General features: G+C 72.1%; 15 protein-coding genes and 1 riboswitch. Of the genes, 3 read left to right on the top strand and 12 right to left on the bottom strand.

What is annotated here, in order from left to right:
• Positions 1-65 precede the first annotated feature (65 nt).
• From BFF78_RS34435 to BFF78_RS34395, 9 genes are all read right to left on the bottom strand, one after another.
• On the bottom strand, positions 66-1139 hold the full coding sequence (locus tag BFF78_RS34435; RefSeq protein ID WP_069782021.1) for a hemolysin family protein: 1074 nt from the start codon (positions 1137-1139) through the stop codon (positions 66-68).
• Positions 1136-2470, bottom strand: coding sequence for a hemolysin family protein (locus BFF78_RS34430; protein ID WP_069782020.1), 1335 nt, complete (start codon positions 2468-2470; stop codon positions 1136-1138). Before BFF78_RS34430 ends, BFF78_RS34435 begins: the two co-directional genes overlap by 4 nt.
• A 226-nt stretch (positions 2471-2696) precedes the next feature.
• Positions 2697-3152 carry a PH domain-containing protein gene (locus tag BFF78_RS34425; RefSeq protein ID WP_069783980.1) on the bottom strand — a complete coding sequence of 152 codons (456 nt, stop codon included), beginning with the start codon at positions 3150-3152 and terminating at the stop codon, positions 2697-2699.
• 15 nt (positions 3153-3167) lie between these two features.
• Positions 3168-4022 carry an ATP phosphoribosyltransferase gene (gene hisG, locus BFF78_RS34420; protein ID WP_069782019.1) on the bottom strand — a complete coding sequence of 285 codons (855 nt, stop codon included), beginning with the start codon at positions 4020-4022 and terminating at the stop codon, positions 3168-3170.
• Between the two features lie 55 nt (positions 4023-4077).
• On the bottom strand, positions 4078-4350 hold the full coding sequence (locus BFF78_RS34415; protein WP_007491392.1) for a phosphoribosyl-ATP diphosphatase: 273 nt from the start codon (positions 4348-4350) through the stop codon (positions 4078-4080).
• Between the two features lie 34 nt (positions 4351-4384).
• Positions 4385-4870, bottom strand: a complete 486-nt coding sequence (gene ribH, locus BFF78_RS34410; protein WP_069782018.1) for a 6,7-dimethyl-8-ribityllumazine synthase — start codon at positions 4868-4870, stop codon at positions 4385-4387.
• A gap of 24 nt (positions 4871-4894) precedes the next feature.
• Positions 4895-6208: a bifunctional 3,4-dihydroxy-2-butanone-4-phosphate synthase/GTP cyclohydrolase II gene (locus tag BFF78_RS34405; protein ID WP_069782017.1), complete on the bottom strand. Its 1314-nt coding sequence runs from the start codon at positions 6206-6208 to the stop codon at positions 4895-4897.
• Positions 6205-6846: a nicotinamide mononucleotide transporter family protein gene (locus BFF78_RS34400; protein WP_069782016.1), complete on the bottom strand. Its 642-nt coding sequence runs from the start codon at positions 6844-6846 to the stop codon at positions 6205-6207. The genes BFF78_RS34405 and BFF78_RS34400 overlap by 4 nt, the downstream gene beginning before the upstream one ends.
• The gene (locus BFF78_RS34395; protein WP_069782015.1) at positions 6843-7451 is read right to left on the bottom strand and encodes a riboflavin synthase; all 609 of its coding nucleotides are present in this window, start codon (positions 7449-7451) and stop codon (positions 6843-6845) included. The genes BFF78_RS34400 and BFF78_RS34395 overlap by 4 nt, the downstream gene beginning before the upstream one ends.
• A 154-nt stretch (positions 7452-7605) precedes the next feature.
• A riboswitch (FMN riboswitch) is annotated at positions 7606-7736 on the bottom strand.
• A gap of 269 nt (positions 7737-8005) precedes the next feature.
• On the opposite strand from BFF78_RS34395, the gene BFF78_RS34390 reads away from it, so the two are divergent.
• Positions 8006-8896 carry an RNA polymerase sigma-70 factor gene (locus BFF78_RS34390; protein ID WP_069782014.1) on the top strand — a complete coding sequence of 297 codons (891 nt, stop codon included), beginning with the start codon at positions 8006-8008 and terminating at the stop codon, positions 8894-8896.
• Between the two features lie 104 nt (positions 8897-9000).
• A complete protein-coding gene (locus tag BFF78_RS34385; protein WP_069782013.1) occupies positions 9001-9744 on the top strand; it encodes an SDR family oxidoreductase in 744 nt (247 codons plus the stop codon).
• Between the two features lie 213 nt (positions 9745-9957).
• On the opposite strand, the gene BFF78_RS34380 is transcribed toward BFF78_RS34385, so the two are convergent.
• Positions 9958-11250 carry an ROK family transcriptional regulator gene (locus BFF78_RS34380; RefSeq protein ID WP_069782012.1) on the bottom strand — a complete coding sequence of 431 codons (1293 nt, stop codon included), beginning with the start codon at positions 11248-11250 and terminating at the stop codon, positions 9958-9960.
• 122 nt (positions 11251-11372) lie between these two features.
• On the opposite strand from BFF78_RS34380, the gene BFF78_RS34375 reads away from it, so the two are divergent.
• Positions 11373-12587, top strand: coding sequence for an MFS transporter (locus BFF78_RS34375; RefSeq protein ID WP_069782011.1), 1215 nt, complete (start codon positions 11373-11375; stop codon positions 12585-12587).
• Here BFF78_RS34375 and BFF78_RS34370 read toward each other — a convergent pair.
• Positions 12547-13005 carry an acyl-CoA thioesterase gene (locus BFF78_RS34370; RefSeq protein WP_069782010.1) on the bottom strand — a complete coding sequence of 153 codons (459 nt, stop codon included), beginning with the start codon at positions 13003-13005 and terminating at the stop codon, positions 12547-12549. The two genes, BFF78_RS34375 and BFF78_RS34370, sit on opposite strands and share 41 nt — an antisense overlap.
• Before the next feature lie 79 nt (positions 13006-13084).
• On the bottom strand, positions 13085-14341 hold the full coding sequence (locus tag BFF78_RS34365; RefSeq protein WP_069782009.1) for an alginate lyase family protein: 1257 nt from the start codon (positions 14339-14341) through the stop codon (positions 13085-13087).
• Between the last annotated feature and the right edge of the window lie 73 nt (positions 14342-14414).

Raw genomic sequence — 14414 nt, 5'->3', positions numbered from 1 at the left:
CCGCCGCGCGGGACCGGGCAACCCGCCGGCGGGCCGCAGCCACGAAGTTCCCGCGACCGCCCGAGCTAGGAGGCGAGCACCTGCTCCGGCTCCCCGCTCACCCGCGGCTCCGGCATCTCCCGGTGTGCCGGATCCCGTACCTCGCCCACCAGCGTCTCCAGGACGTCCTCCAGGGCCACCAGACCCAGCACCTTGCCGGAGGCATCCGCGACCTGGGCCAGATGCGTGGCCGCTCGGCGCATGACCGTCAGGGCGTCGTCGAGCGGCAGCTCGGCCCGCAGGGTGGTCATGGGACGCCAGACGTGCTGCGGGACGGCGCGGTCGGAGTGCTCCAGGTCCAGGACGTCCTTGACGTGGACATAGCCCATGAAGGGGCCCTTGTCCGTCGCCGAGACCGGGAAACGGGAGTAGCCCGTGCGGGCCGTCAGCTCGACGATCTCGCCCGGGGTGACCGACGGGGCCACCGTGACCAGGGACTCCCGGCGCAGCAGGACGTCCGTGACCGGGCGGGAGCCCAGTTCCAGGGCATCCTCCAGGCGTTCCCGCTCCTCGGGGTCGAGCAGGCCCGCCTGGCCGGAGTCCTCCAGCAGGCGGTTGAGCTGTTCGCTCGTGACCACCGCCTCCACCTCGTCCTTCGGCTCCACGCGGAACAGGCGCAGGATGGCCTGGGCGCAAGCCCCGAGGGTCACGGTGATCGGCCTGCACAGGCGGGCGAAGTAGACCAGGCCGGGGCTCAGCCAGAGCGCCGCCTTCTCGGGGGCCGCCATCGCCAGGTTCTTCGGGACCATCTCGCCGATGACCAGGTGGAAGAAGACCACGGCGGCCAGCGCGATGACGTAGCCGAGCGGGTGGACCATGCCGTCCGGGAGGTGGACGGCCGCGAACAGCGGCTCCAGCAGATGCGCCACCGTCGGCTCGGCCACCGCGCCCAGCGTCAGCGAGCAGACCGTGATGCCGAACTGGGCGGCGGCCATCATCTGCGGCAGGCGTTCCAGGCCGTACAGCACCTGGCGGGCCCGGGCCGTGCCCAGTGGCTCGATCTGGCTGCGGCGGACGGAGACGAGCGCGAACTCGGCGCCGACGAAGAAGCCGTTGGCGAGCACGAGCAGCGCGGCGAAGACCAGTTGGAGGACGCTCATCGGGCGGCCTCCATGACGTTCGTCACCGGGGCCGTCCTGACCAGGCGGACCCGTTCGGCGCGGTAGTGGCCGACCTGGCGGACCGAGAGCCGCCAGCCGGGCAGTTCGGCCCGGTCGCCGGGGGCCGGGATGCGGCCGAGCAGGTCGGCGACCAGCCCGGCGACCGTCTCGTACGGCCCCTCGGGCACATCCAGGCCTATGCGCTGGAGGATGTCGACGCGGCAGCTGCCGTCGGCGTCCCAGGCGGGCCGGCCGTCCTCCGGCGGGGCGGGGGCGAGCTCGGGGGCGTCCTTGGCGTCGTGCTCGTCGCGTACCTCGCCGACGAGTTCTTCGACGATGTCCTCCAGGGTGACCACGCCCGCCGTACCGCCGTACTCGTCGACGACGACGGCGATGGGCTGCTCGCTGCGCAGCCGGGCGAGCAGCGGCTTGACCGGCAGGGTCTCGGGGACCAGCAGGGCCGGGCGGGCGATACGGCCGACCGGGGTGCGCAGCCGGTCGTGCACCGAAACGGCGAGCGCGTCCTTGAGGTGGGCCATGCCGACGATCTCGTCGATCTTCTCCCGGTAGACGGGGAAGCGGGACAGGCCGGTGGCCCGGGTGAGGTTGACGACGTCCTCGGCGCTGGCCGAGTCCTGGAGGGCACTGACCTTCACGCGCGGGGTCATGACGTGCTGCGCGGTCAGCTCGCCCAGGGACAGGGTGCGCACGAACAGGTCGGCCGTGTCCTGTTCCAGGGCGCCGGCCTGGGCGGAGTGCCGGGCCAGGGAGACGAGTTCGCCGGGGGTGCGGGCGGAGGCCAGTTCCTCGGCGGGTTCCACGCCGAGGGCCCGCACGAGGCGGTTGGCGACCGTGTTGAGCGCGGCGATCACCGGGCGGAACAGGCGGGAGAAGTGGTGCTGCGGGCCGGCCACGAACCGGGCGACCGGCAGCGGCTTGGACACCGCCCAGTTCTTGGGCACGAGCTCGCCGATCACCATCTGGACCGCGGAGGCCAGCAGCATGCCGACGACCACGGCGACACCGGAGACGGCGCCGTCCGGTATGCCGGTCGCGGCGAACGGGCCGCGCAGCAGACCGGCCAGGGCCGGTTCGGCGAGCATGCCGACGACGAGGGAGGTGATGGTGATGCCGAGCTGGGTGCCGGAGAGCTGGAAGGACAGCTCCTTGAGCGACTCCGCGACCCTGAGGGCCCGTCGGTCGCCCTCGGCGGCGGCCTTCTCGGCCTCCGTCGCCTCGACGGTCACCAGACCGAACTCGGCGGCCACGAAGAAGCCGTTGGCGAGGATCAGCAGGAAAGCCGCTCCCAGGAGCAGCAGGGAGATGGTCACGCTGCCACCACCTTCCCGGTATGTCGGGTCGGGGCGGCGCAGGTACTACAGGACGATCCGTCCATCGCTGGAGGGAGTCACTCCTCGGGTAGCAGGAACCCCCGTGCACCGGGTGGTGCTCCAGGGGCGGGGCCGCAGCGAAACGGCCTCCGTCACCAGATTAATCAAGACAGGGGCCGCTGGGGCAGGGTGGGCGACCCCGAGTCGGCCCCGATCTGCCCCCGACTCAGCCCTGATCCTCCTCCGGGTGGGCCAGGGAGCGGGCTTCGGCGAGGGCCCGCAGGGCCTGCGCGTCGGCGATGGCGCGCTGCTTGGCGATGCCCGGCTGGATGCCGAGCGCGGGCAGGCTGGTGCCGTCGCTGAGGTTGAGGAACACCCAGGGATCGCCCGGACGGAGGTTCACCTGGAGGATCTCCGCCCACTCCAGGCGCCGCTTGCTGACGATGTTGACCACGGTGACGCCGGACTCGTCGGCGACGACCTTCACCCGCGCCAGCTGGGCCAGCGCCCAGAAGATCAGCGCCCCGGTGACGGCGAAGCTGAGCCGCTCCCCCGGGCCGAGCCGGTCCAGCAGCAGCCCGACGCCGGAGATGGTCAGGAAGATCGCGACACCGGCGGTGAGCAGGATCGCCCGGGTGTGGCCCGGCCGGAAGGTGACGGGAAGGGTGGGCGTGTCGGACATCTCGGTGCGCACCCCTTACAGGCGGCAGGCGTGGATGGCCGTGGTGAGGATGGCGCGGGCGCCGATGGCGTAGAGGTCGTCCATGATCCGCTGGGCCTCCTTGGCGGGGACCATGGCGCGGACCGCGACCCAGCCCTCGTTGTGCAGCGGGGAGACGGTCGGCGACTCCAGGCCGGGGGTCAGCGCGACGGCCTTCTCCAGCTGCTCGACCCGGCAGTCGTAGTCCATCATCACGTACGTCCGGGCGACCAGGACGCCCTGGAGGCGGCGCAGGAACTGCTGGACCTTCTCGGCATCCTCCTCGCCGTCGGCGCCGGTACGGCGGATGACGATCGCCTCGGACTTCATGATCGGTTCGCCGAACACCTCCAGACCGGCGTTGCGCAGGCTGGTGCCGGTCTCCACGACGTCGGCGATGACCTCGGCGACGCCCAGCTCGATCGCGGTCTCCACGGCGCCGTCCAGGTGGACGACGGAGGCGTCGACGCCGCTGTCGGCGAGGTGCCCCGCGACGATGCCCTCGTAGGAGGTGGCGACCGTCTTGCCCTTGAGGTCCTGGATGCCGCTCGCGGTGCCCGGCTTGGCGGCGAAGCGGAAGGTGGAGCGGGCGAAGCCGAGCGGCAGGATCTCCTCGGCGTCGGCGCCGGAGTCGATCAGCAGGTCACGGCCGGTGATGCCCATGTCGAGCCGGCCGGAGGCGACGTAGATCGCGATGTCGCGGGGGCGGAGGTAGAAGAACTCGACCTCGTTCTCCGGGTCGACGATCCGCAGCTCCTTGGACTCGCGGCGCTGCTGGTAGCCGGCCTCATGCAGCATCTCCGCCGCAGGGCCGGACAGTGAACCCTTGTTGGGGACGGCGATGCGCAGCATGAGGTCGGCTTCCTTTGCGTGAAGGGGTTTCTACGGCTGTGAGCGGCGGGGCGGTTTACAGGTGGGCGTAGACGTCGTCGAGGGAGATCCCGCGGGCGACCATCATCACCTGGACGTGGTACAGCAGCTGGGAGATCTCCTCGGCCGCCGCCTCCTTGCCCTCGTACTCGGCGGCCATCCAGACCTCGGCGGCCTCTTCGACGACCTTCTTGCCGATGGCATGGACGCCCTTGCCGACCAGCTCTGCGGTGCGGGAAGTGGCGGGATCGCCGTGGGCGGCCTTGTGCTGGAGCTCGGTGAAGAGCTCCTCGAACGTCTTCTTGGACATGGTGGTCCTTACCCTACGCGTTCCGGCCGCTGCCTCAGTGCCAGGGTTCGGATACCGAGCGGAGCGTGGCGGCGGTCGCGACCGCCGCGGTCACCGCCTCGTGCCCCTTGTCCTCGCCCGAGCCCTCCAGGCCGGCCCGGTCCAGGGCCTGCTCCTCGGTGTCGCAGGTGAGCACGCCGAAGCCGACGGGGACGCCGGTCTCGATGCTGACCTGGGTGAGGCCCTGGGTGACGCCCTGGCACACGTAGTCGAAGTGGGGGGTGCCGCCGCGGATGACGACGCCGAGGGCGACCACGGCGTCGTAGCCGCGCCCGGCCAGCACCTTGGCGGCGACCGGGAGTTCGAAGCTGCCGGGGACCCGGATCAGGGTCGGCTCGTCGATCCCCAGGTCGTGCAGGGCGCGCAGGGCGCCGTTCACCAGACCGTCCATCACCTTCTCGTGCCACTGCGCCGCGATGACGGCGACCCGGAGGTCGCTCGCGTTGCGTACGGACAGTTCCGGTGCACCCTTGCCGCTCACGTGTGTCCTCTCAGTGCTTCTTGCTTACTGGTTGCCACAGGCGGACGCGACCGCGGCCGCAGAAGCGGTCACGGCGGGCGTGTCCAGCCAGGGCAGGTCGTGTCCCATCCGGTCCCGCTTGGTGCGCAGGTAGTGGAGATTGTGCTCGCCCGCCTGGACGGGCATCGGCTCGCGGCCGGTGACGTCCAGGCCGTGGCGCAGCAGCGCGTCGGTCTTGTCCGGGTTGTTGGTCATCAGCCGGACGCCGTGCACGCCCAGGTCGGCGAGGATCCGGGCGCCGGCGCCGTAGTCGCGGGCGTCGGCGGGCAGGCCGAGTTCGAGGTTGGCGTCGAGGGTGTCGCGGCCGCGTTCCTGGAGTTCGTACGCCCGGAGCTTGGACAGCAGGCCGATGCCCCGGCCCTCGTGACCGCGGAGGTAGACCACCACGCCCCGGCCCTCCTGCTGGATGCGCTGCAGGGCGGCGTCCAGCTGGGGGCCGCAGTCGCAGCGCAGGGAGCCGAAGACGTCACCGGTGAGGCATTCGGAGTGGACGCGGACCAGGACGTCCGCGCCGTCGCCGATCTCGCCGTGCACGAGGGCGACGTGCTCGACGCCGTCGACGGTGGAGCGGTAGCCGTAGGCGGTGAAGGTGCCGTACTTCGTGGGCAGGCGGGTCTCGGCCTCGCGGCGGACGGTGGGCTCGCTGCCGCGGCGGTAGGCGATCAGGTCCTCGATGGAGATGATCGTCAGGCCGTGCTTGCGGGCGAAGGGGACGAGCTCGGGCAGGCGGAGCATACGGCCGTCCTCGCCGGCGATCTCCACGATGGCGCCGGCCGGGCGCAGGCCGGCGAGCCGGGCGAGGTCGACCGCGGCCTCCGTGTGGCCGTTGCGCACGAGGACGCCGCCGGGCTTGGCGCGCAGCGGGAAGATGTGGCCGGGGCGGACGAAGTCCGTCGGCTCCGCCGTGCCGCTCGCGAGGAGCTGGAGTGTCGTCGCGCGGTCGGAGGCCGAGATGCCGGTGCTCACGCCGTGAGCGGCCGAGGCGTCCACGGAGATGGTGAACGCGGTTTTCATCGACTCGGTGTTGTCCTGGACCATCTGCGGCAGCCGCAGCCGGTCCAGTTCCTCGCCCTCCATGGGGGCGCAGATGAGGCCCCGGCACTCGCTCATCATGAAGGCGACGATCTCGGGGGTCGCCTTCTCGGCGGCGATCACGAGGTCGCCCTCGTTCTCCCGGTCCTCGTCGTCGACGACCACGACGGGGCGGCCGGCCGCGATGTCGGCGATGGCCTGCTCGACGGGGTCGAGCCCGAAGTTCTCGAGGGTGTCCATGTCGTACAGGGGCGGTGCCGAGGTCATGCCGGGGCTCCTTCCAGGACGGGCTGCGAGCCCCGACGGGAGCGCAGCCACCAGTCGCGCATGCCCCACAGGACGAGTGCGCCGTAGATGACGTAGACGAAACCGGAGAAGGCGTAGTGGTTGGCGAAGTTGAGGGGCACACCGACGACGTCGACGAGCAGCCAGGCGATCCAGAACTCGACCATGCCCTTGGCCTGGGCGTACATGGCGACGATGGTGCCGACGAAGATGTACGCGTCGGGCCAGGGGTCCCAGGACAGCGACGGGTAGGCCGTGAAGAGCAGGGCCACCGCGACCGTGCCGGCGGCGGCCGCGCCGAGCATCGCCGCGCGCTCGCGCCGGCCGGCGAACCGGGGGGTGATGTGGCCGTCCCCGGCCCGGCCCCGGTTGCGCTGCCACTGCCACCAGCCGTACAGGGCGACGGCCATGACGACGGCCTGCTTGCCGGCGCTGCCGGTCAGATGGCCGTAGAAGGCGGCGAAGAGGACGAGACCGGAGAGGAACTGCACGGGCCAGGTCCACAGGGAGCGGCGCCAGCCGAGGGCGAGGGTGATCAGGCCGAGGATGTTGCCGGTCATGTCCGACCAGATGATGCGCTGGCCGAAGAGGGTGAAGGCCTCGGAGTTCAGCCAGTTCACTTGCCGGCTCCCTGGGCACGGTCGCCGAGGAGCCGCTCGACGTACTTGGCGACGACGTCGACCTCGAGGTTGACCGGGTCGCCGGGCTGCTTCACGCCGAGCGTGGTCAGGTCCAGGGTGGTCGGGATGAGGCTGACGGTGAAGTAGTCGGGGCCGGCTTCGACGACGGTGAGGCTGATGCCGTCGACGGTGATGGAGCCCTTCTCGACGACGTAGCGGGAGAGGTCCGCGGGGAGGGAGATCTTCACGATCTCCCAGTTCTCGGAGGGCTTGCGCTCCAGCACCTCGCCGGTGCCGTCGACATGGCCCTGCACGATGTGCCCGCCGAGACGCGCGCCCACGGCCATGGGGCGTTCGAGGTTGACCCGGGAGCCGACGCTGAGCGCGCCGAGGCTGGAGCGGTTCAGGGTCTCGGCCATGACGTCGGCGGTGAACTCGTCGCCCTCGTGCTCCACGACGGTGAGACAGACCCCGTTCACGGCGATGGAGTCGCCGTGCTGCGCGCCGTTGGTCACGACGGGGCCGCGGAGCTTGAAGCGGGAGGCGTCGCCGAGGTTCTCGACGGCGGTGACCTCACCCAGCTCTTCGACGATTCCGGTGAACACTTCCCGGGTCCTCCTGCCTCTTCGGGCACGGACTCCGGGGCCTGTCGATGACGACAGAATGTACGAGTGAGCACACCGGGGCGACGCCGAAAAGGACCCGTCCACGTACGGACGAGCCCAGATACGACGGCGCGCACGGAGACGTGCCCGCTCGCCGCGCACTGCCTCCCATCCGGACTTTAACCGTCGGTCCAGGAATTTCACCTGGTCAACCGGCCGCTGGAAGCGGCCGGGTCGCGGACTGTAACCGCCGGTTCGGACTTTCACCGACCCCGGAGTGCGCTGCTTCTGGTACAGATCCAGTGTGCCACGCCGGACGGTCCTCCAGACATGCGAGGGGTGTGGGCTCCCTCACAGGGTGTGTCGCCGCTCTTGCGCGCCGCAGTCACCGCGCGCAACTGCCGGGCCGGCGCGGCCGATTGGCCTTGGTCCGGACCTATTGACCTTACTGGTCTAGTCCTCTTATCGTGCGGGCGGGCCCGGTGGCGGTGACGACGGCCCTTGCCCGCCGCCGGGCCGCCAGGACGCGATCATCGTCTGGCAGGCTGAAGCACATGACACCGCCGCCCCACGCCGACGAGTTCGAGTCCCACCGGCCTCGCCTGTTCGGCCTGGCCTACCGTCTGCTCGGCTCCGCCCACGAGGCGGAGGACGCGGTGCAGGACGCGTATCTGCGGTTCAGCGGCGCCGACCGGGCGGCGATCGAGCACCCGGGAGCGTGGCTCGCCAAGGCCGTCACCAACCTCTGTCTCACCCGGCTGACCTCGGCCCGTGCGCGGCGCGAGGAGTATCCCGGGCCCTGGCTGCCGGAGCCGGTGGCCACCTCCGACGGCACGCTCGGCCCGCTGGAGTCGGCGGAGCGGCGCGAGCAGGTGTCCATGGCCCTGCTGGTGCTGCTGGAGCGGCTGACGCCGACCGAGCGGGCGGTGTACGTGCTCCGCGAGGCCTTCGGTTACGGCCACCGGGAGATCGCCGGCGTCCTGGACCTGAGCGAGGCCAACTGCCGTCAGCTGTACCGGCGGGCGGTGGCCCGGGTCGCCGCGCCGGAGGGCCGGTTCGAGCCGGCGCCACAGCGGCAGGAGGAACTGCTCACGTCCTTCCTCACGGCGGCCCGCGAGGGTGACATGGCCGGCCTGGAGAAACTGCTCGCGGCGGACGTCACCTACTGGGGCGACGGCGGCGGCAGGGTGTCCGCGGCCCTGCGGCCGATCGTGGGACGCGAGAAGGTCATGCGCTTCCTGATGGGCGGGGCCGAGCGGTTCACGAAGGGCCTGGACTTCGCGGTGGTGGAGGTCAACGGGGCGGGCGCGCTGGTCGCCCGGGCGGGCGACATGCTCGTCGGGGTGGCGTCCTTCGAGCTGCGGGACGGGCTGATCACCCATGTGCGGACCGTGATGAACCCGGACAAGCTTGCCTATGTGCAGCGGCAGTTGGCGCGGTCCTAGCGCAGCCGGGCCGGGGCCTGTCACATTTCGCGGGGCTGCCTGGTCTCAGCGGACGAGGGTGCTCCGACCTGGGGCACGCGGAGTTCCGGAGGGACAGGTACAGCATGACCACCATCCTGGTGACCGGCGGGACCGGCACGCTCGGCCGGTGCGTGACGGAGCGGCTGCGGGCGGAGGGGCACGAGGTGCGGGTGCTCAGCCGGCACACGCAGCCGTACGCCGTCGATCTGCGCGTGGGCGGGAGCGGGCTCGACGGCGCGCTCGAGGGCGTGGAGACCGTGGTGCACTGCGCGACCACTCAGCGGGGCGGGGACGAGGAGGCGGCCGATCACCTGATCTCGGCCGCGCGGCGGGCCGGAGTGGGCCATCTGGTCTACATCTCCATCGTCGGCATCGACCGGGTGCCGCTCGGCTACTACAGGACCAAGCTGGCCGTGGAGCGACGGATCGAGGCGTCGGGGCTCGGCTGGACCATCCTGCGTACGACCCAGTTCCACGACCTGATGGTCACGATCCTCGGCGGGCTGGCCAAGTCGCCCGTCATGCTGGTCCCGGCCGGGGTCCCGGACCAGCCGGTCGAGGTGGGCGAAGTCGCCGAGCGCCTGGCCGAGTTGGCGCTCACCGCGCCGGCCGGGCGGGTGGCGGACATGGGCGGCCCCGAAGTACGGTCCCTGGATTCGCTGGCGCACGCCTACCTCCGCGCGACCGGCCGGCGCCGGGCCGTCGCGCGCGTGCCGCTGTTCGGCGGGACCTATCGCGCTGTCCGCGAGGGCGGGTTGGTGACCCCCGAACGGGCGGTGGGGAAGACGACGTTCGAGGAGTATCTGGGGCGGCGCTTCGGCGGCTGACGGGTGGGAGGCGGCTGGGGGCCGGCTGGGAGCTGGCTGGGGGCCTGGCACGCGGTGCCGCGCAACTGACTTACGACCTGCGGGGACCGGCCGTGGGCGGCCCGGCGGCGGGCGAACCGGCCGCGGGCGGACCGGCGGTGGGGCGGACCGCCGGGCCCGGCCCACCGGACATCCGTCGGGCGAAGCCCCGGCTGAGGGCCGCCCTGCGGGCGGTCAGTTGCGGTCCCGGGGCGCGAACAGTTCGTCCTGCGCGCGGTCCCGGGCGGTCAGCAGCGCGCCGCGCAGTACCGCGGTACCACCGAGGGTGCTCGCCCGGACCTCCGTGAGCAGGGGTGACATGCGGCGGAGCCGCTCCTCGACCAGGCCTGCCAGCAACGGGCCGCCGGCCTGCCCGACCTCCCCGCCGAGCACCACACAGCCGGGATCGAGTACGGCCACCACGGACGCCGCGCCGATGGCGATCCGGTCGGCGAGGGCATGGAGAAACCGCCCGGCGGGCCGCTCACCATCCGGATGAGCGGCACCCCGATGAGCCGTTCCCGAATCGCCACTCCGACGAGTGACGCCCACAAGTGGCCCACCCGGATGCACCGCACCCGAATCGCCCGCCTCCGCCACAGCCCCCCGTATCACCGCCGCCGCGCCCGGTCCGTCGATCGTGGCCGGTAGCGGCAGGCCGCACTCCGCCGCCAGGGAGCCGATCGCCGCCGCCCCCGCCAGCGAGTGGAACCCGCCGTCGCAGTCCGTCGCCGAGGGGAGCGAGCCGGTGCCCGGGACCGGGAGGAAGCCGATCTCGCCGGTGCCGCCGGAGGCGCCGCGGCGGAGGGTGCCGTCGAGGACGACCGCCGCGCCGACGCCGTGACCCAGCCAGAGCAGGACGAAGGTGTCCCGGTCCCGGGCGGCGCCCTCGCGCTGTTCGGCCAGGGCGGCGAGGTTGGTCTCGTTCTCCACGGTGACGCGGGCGCCCGGCAGCCGTTCCTGCAGGGCGGCGGCCAGGCTGCGGTGCCAGGCGGGCAGGCCGCCGGAGTCCCGGAGGTCGCCGGTGGCCGGATCGATGAGGCCCGGCGCGCCGATGCCCACGGTGTGCAGCCGGTCGGCCCCGGCCTCCTTCGCGGTGCGTTCCACCGCGGCCACCGCCTGCTCCACGGCGGGCCCGGTCCCGGTGTCCCCGCCGATCGGCACGGACGCCTCGGCGAGCACCCGCCCGACCAGGTCGGAGACCAGCACGAAGACCCCCTCGGTACGGACGTCGAGCGCGGCCAGATGGGCCCGGTCGGTGACGATGCCGTACAGCCGGGCGTTGGGGCCGCGGCGCTGTTCGCCGGACTCGCCGACGACCGTGATCAGTCCGGCGGCGGTGAGCCGTTCCACCAGGTCGGCGACCGTCGGCCGGGACAGACCCGTCAGCTGCTTCAACTGCCCTGCCGTGAGCGGGCCTTCGTGCTGCAACAGCCGCAGGGCCTGGCGGTCGTTGATGGCCCGGGCGGTGCTGGGTGATGCGGGCATGACGGGAATCCTCCCAGATCGGCGCGCGCGGGACGGCGGCCGTAAAACCGCCTATCTATCAGGCAGGGTCCCTGATAGTTTACGGCGCGGCCGCGAGGGCGACCTGTGGGGAGGGCCGGACTATGAGTGACATGGAGTACGCACAGGACGAGGTCAGGCGTGCCCGGTACGCCGTGGCGGCCGTGTTCGCCGTGCACGGTGCCATCACCGGCTCGTTCGCGACCCGGGTGCCGTGGATCCAGGAACATGCCTCGCTGAGCCCGGGCCAGTTGGGGTTCGCGCTGGCCTTCGGGGCGTTCGGCGCCTCGTGCGCGATGCCGCTGGCGGGCCGGATCAGCCACCGCTTCGGCAGTCGTACCGCCCTGCGCGGGCTGCTCGCGCTGTGGACGCTGTCGCTGGTCCTGCCGTCCCTCGCGCCGAACCTGTACACCCTGTGCCTGGCGATCTTCACCTACGGCGCGAGCTCGGGCATGGCCGATGTGGCGATGAACGCGCTCGGTGTCGAGGTGGAGCGGCTGCTCGGCAGGTCGGTCATGTCGGGGCTGCACGGCATGTGGAGCGCGGGCGCGCTGACCGGCTCGGCGGCCGGCACGCTCGCCGCGCACCTCGGCTCGGACGCCCGGCTGCACTTCGCGCTCGCCTCGGCCGTGCTGACCGCGCTGGGCCTGGTGGCCTGCACGTGGGTGCTGGACCTGCAGCCGGCCGAGGACGAGGAGCCGCCGCCGCGGTTCGCGCTGCCGCCGCGCTCGGCGCTGCTCATCGGCACGGTCGGTTTCTGCGCGGTGTTCGCGGAGGGCGCGAGCCTGGACTGGTCGGCGGTGTTCCTGCGGGACCGGCTGGACAGTTCGGCCGGTGTGGCGGCGGCCTGTACGACCGGGTTCATGCTGACGATGGCGGTGGCCCGGATCGCCGGGGACACGGTGGTGAACCGGTTCGGCGCGGTCCGCACCGTCCGGGCCGGCGGCATCCTGGCCGTGCTGGGCGGTCTGCTGATCGTGTTCGCCGGGTATCCGGTGGTGGCGATGGGCGGGTTCGCGCTGATGGGGCTCGGCATCGCGGTGGTCGTACCGCTGTGCTTCGCGGCGGCGGGACACGCCGGTCCCAACCCCAGCCAGGCCATAGCCGGCGTGGCGACGATCACCTACACCTCGGGGCTGATCGCGCCGAGCCTGATCGGCGGGGTGGCCCAGGCGACCAGCCTGGTGGTGTCGTTCTGTGTGGTGACGGCGCTGGCCGGCGGGCTCGCGGTGTTGGCGGGCGTGCTGCGCACCGCCGAGCGCGGCGGCCGGACCCAGGTCAGCCCGCGGGCCGCAGCAGTTCCCGGCCCACGGCCCTGAAGGCGTCGGTCCACGGCGTGGGACGCATGGTCGACGCGTCCAGCCGGACCAGCACCCGGGTGCCCTGGGCGTAGGTCCGCACCCCGTCCGCGGAGCAGAAGCGGAAGCCGTAGGTCAGCCCGGTGGTGCCGAGGCGTTCCAGCCAGAGGTGGACGGCGTAGGTGCCGGGGCTGGTCACCGGTGCCTCGTAGCCGATGCGCAGCTCGCGCACCGCGTTGCAGGCGTCGCCGGCCGCGTGCCAGTCGCCGTCGAAGCGGACGCCGTGCTCGTGCCACAGTTCGGTCCAGGCGCGCTCGACCATCAGCGGGTAGCGGGCGTTGTGCAGGAGCCCGAGCGCGTCGAGGTCGTCGAAGTGCACGGTGACGGGGATCAGCCGGCCATAGGGGACGGCGGGCGCGATCGGGGCTTCGGCGGTCACGGGGAGGGGCTCCTGAACATCGCTGCTGAGACGGTTCCCATACTAAGCGACCGCTCAGGAGCCCTGGCCGGGGCCCTGCTCAGCCCGCTATGGAGTCCAGTTGCTCGGCGGCGGGCCGCAGCGCCCACAGGTCTCCCCCGGGCGGCGCCTCCAGCTTCGTCACGGCCGCCTCGGCCGCCGCGTCCCCGGCGTCGGCCGCCGCGTGCACGACGTCGGTGGCCGCGTACCGGTGGAACTCCAGCTCCGGATGCGACCACGCGGCGGCGCCGGTCGCGGCCGGCAGCAGATAGCCGACTGCCTTGAACAGGCTCTGCCCGTCCGGGCCTTGGTACGACCACAGGTTCACGCCCACGTGCCGGCCGATGGCCGCGAGCCGGGTGTAGGCGACCAGGTCGAAGGCCGAGTAGTGCCAGCTGCGGGTGCGGGCGAGTTCCTGCGGCTGACTGCCGTCGGCCGCGATCTGCGGGTCGATCCGCTCGGCGCGCGCGTCGAGCACGGTCCGCCGGGCGAGGGCGGTGTCGCCGGTGGCGTAGGCGAGGGCGGCGAGCTGCATGTCGTAGAAGGTCCCGTGGTTGTTGGCGGCGGCGCCCTCCTCCTTGCCGAAGTCGCTGGTCCGCAGCCAGTTCAGGAAGTCGGCGTTCCACTTGCCCATCGCCGTACGGTCCTCGGCGCTCCAGCCGGGGGCGCCCGTGGCGAGGATCGCCTGGGCGTCGAGGACGCTGGTGTACGACTGGGAGAAGTCGATGATGCCGATGGACCGGCCGTCGTACTTGCACGGGATGAACTGGGCGTGGTTCAGGTCGGGGTTCATCCGGGTGGCCGGGGCGAGGAACCAGGTGCGCAGGATCTGCCCGGCCTTCTCGGCATAGGCGCGCTTGCCGGTGTAGTACCAGGCGAGCGAGAGGTCGTACGTCGAGTCGAAGACCTTCTCGGCGTCCTGCCGGTCCGTTCCGCTGTCGACTTCGGGGTTGCGCTGCCCGTCTCGCTGGACGTAGGGGCAGCCCCACGGGTTGCCGGCCGTGGGGGTGGTGGTCGGCCACCAGTAGGGGGCCTGGCTCAGGTACTCGTGGATGTCGCCGCCGGGTGCGGGCCTCGGCTTGTCGACGACCGTCCAGGGGCCCTGGTCCAGCCAGGTGTCGGCGCGGGTGGTCAAGTCCTCGAGCGCGCGCCTCAGTCGGGGATCGTGGTCCAGCCGGGCGCGGGTCCGCTGGAGGCGGGTGCCGTCCAGGACGGCGGTCCTCGGGGCCTTCGGCGCGGCGTGCGCGGACGGGACGAGCGCTGTCCCGAACGCCAGCACCGCGGCCAGCAGTACGGCCGCACGGGTACTTCCACTCATCAGGCACTCCGATCTGCCATCGATCAATCGTGGTCAGATATGTGAAACAAGTTCATGAGTAGGACCGTGCGAG

Origin of the sequence: Streptomyces fodineus, assembly GCF_001735805.1 — a bacterium.
GTDB lineage: Bacteria > Actinomycetota > Actinomycetes > Streptomycetales > Streptomycetaceae > Streptomyces > Streptomyces fodineus.
This window is presented reverse-complemented; position numbering and strand designations above follow the sequence as displayed.